General features: G+C 69.9%; 2 protein-coding genes. One reads left to right on the plus strand and one right to left on the minus strand.

Annotated elements, in window-relative coordinates; translation table 11 throughout:
• Positions 1 to 1,072, minus strand: a 1,072-nt coding sequence (locus tag ACRDPS_RS23825) for an aldehyde dehydrogenase family protein (protein WP_431504153.1), incomplete at its 3' end; no start/stop codon positions are given.
• Positions 1,073 to 1,171: 99 nt separating this feature from the next.
• Between ACRDPS_RS23825 and ACRDPS_RS23830 the strand changes: the two genes are divergently transcribed.
• A partial coding sequence (locus ACRDPS_RS23830; protein WP_431504154.1) for a TetR/AcrR family transcriptional regulator occupies positions 1,172 to 1,752 on the plus strand: 581 nt, incomplete at its 3' end.

The raw sequence follows: 1,752 nt of genomic DNA on the forward strand, positions 1-1,752 counted from the left end.
TGGCCTCGTCGACGAAGCCCATGATCCGGTCGGTCTGCTCGGGCGAGACGATCGCGCCCATGCCGGCGGCCGGATTGAGCGGGTCGCCCGGGGCGTACGCCTGGGCCTCCTTGGCGACGAGGTCGACGAACTCCTCGTGGACCTCGCGCTGGACGAGGACGCGCGAGTGGGCCGAGCAGACCGCGCCCTGGTTGAACCAGATGCCGAAGGCGGTCTGCTTCGCGGTGGCGGCGAGGTCCTCGGCGTCCGCGAAGACGACGTGCGGGCTCTTGCCGCCGCACTCGAGCCAGACCTGCTTGAGGTTCGACTGGCCGGCGTACTGCAGGAAGTACGCACCGACCTCGGTCGAGCCGGTGAAGGCGAGCACGTCGACGTCGGGGTGGAGCCCGAGGGCGCGGCCGGTGGTCTCGCCCAGGCCGGGGACGACATTGAGGACGCCGTCGGGGATCCCGGCCTCGGCGGCGAGCTCGGCGATCCGCAGCGCGGAGGACGGCGACTGCTCTGCAGGCTTGAGGACGACGCTGTTGCCCGCCGCCATCGCCGGAGCGACCTTCCAGGCGAGCATGTCGACCGGGTAGTTCCACGGGACGACGGCGCCGACGACGCCGAGCGGCACGCGACGGATCAGCGCCGTGGTGCCCGGCGGGGTCGGGGCGACCTCGTCGTTGATCTTGTCGATCGCCTCGGCGTAGTAGCGGAACAAGTCCACCGAGAACGGCAGGTCGAGGTCGTACGCGTCCACGACCCGCTTGCCCATGTCGAGCGCGTCCAGCACCGCCAGCTCGGCGGCGTGGTCGGCGAGGAGGTCGGCGAAGCGGAGCATCCGCTCCCGGCGGAAGGACACCCCCGCGCGCGACCATCCGCCGTCGTCATACGCAGCCCGCGCGTCCCGCACGGCGGCGTCGACACCAGCGGCGCCGGCATCGGCGACCTCGGCGAGCAGTGCGCCGGACGCGGGATTGCGGTTCTCGAAGGAGCCCTCCGCGGTGTCGATGGAGCGGCCGCCTACGAACGGTCGGGTCCGGAGTCGGACGTCGGCGGCAATCTCTCGCCAGTCTTGATGGGTACGCACAAGCAAGTCCTTTCTTTGCGCTTCACCGCAAATATGACCCCCGCCACACCAGGTGTCAATCATTCGCCCGCAGATTTCACATACGCGTTACGGTTGGGCATGGCTCGACGCAAGGACCAGACCGCTCGGCGCGAACATCTGACCGCGGCAACGCTGACCGTGATCGCCACCCAGGGACTGGCCGGCGCCACGATGAAGAACATCGCCGCGGAGGCCGGCATCTCGCCGCGCCTGATCGCCTACTACTACCCCGAGCTCGACGGCCTCATCGAGGCTGCCCACCAGGCCGCGACCGACCGCTACTACTGGTCGCGGCAGCGGGCGATCGAGGGCGACCTGTCCCCCGCCGAGAAGCTCGGCCGCCTGATGCACTCGGGTCTTCCCCGAGGTGAGGACCTTCTCCTGAGCCAGGTCCTCGACGAGATCTCGGTCAACGCGAGCCGCAGCCCGATGCACGCGACCCTGATGACGCTGCTCTTCGACCGCGAGGTCTCGCTCTACACCGCCGTGCTCGAGGTCGGGCGCGCGACCGACGTCTTCACCCTCACCGACTCCGCCGAGGCGATCGCCCGCAACTTCGTGGCCCTCGAGGACGCCTTCGGCCTCCACCTGCTCGCCCACAACTCGTCGCTGACCCTGGAGCGCGCCGAGCAGCAGCTAACCAGCTACGCCCACTCCGC

It is taken from the genome of Nocardioides sp., assembly GCF_050699375.1.
GTDB lineage: Bacteria > Actinomycetota > Actinomycetes > Propionibacteriales > Nocardioidaceae > Nocardioides.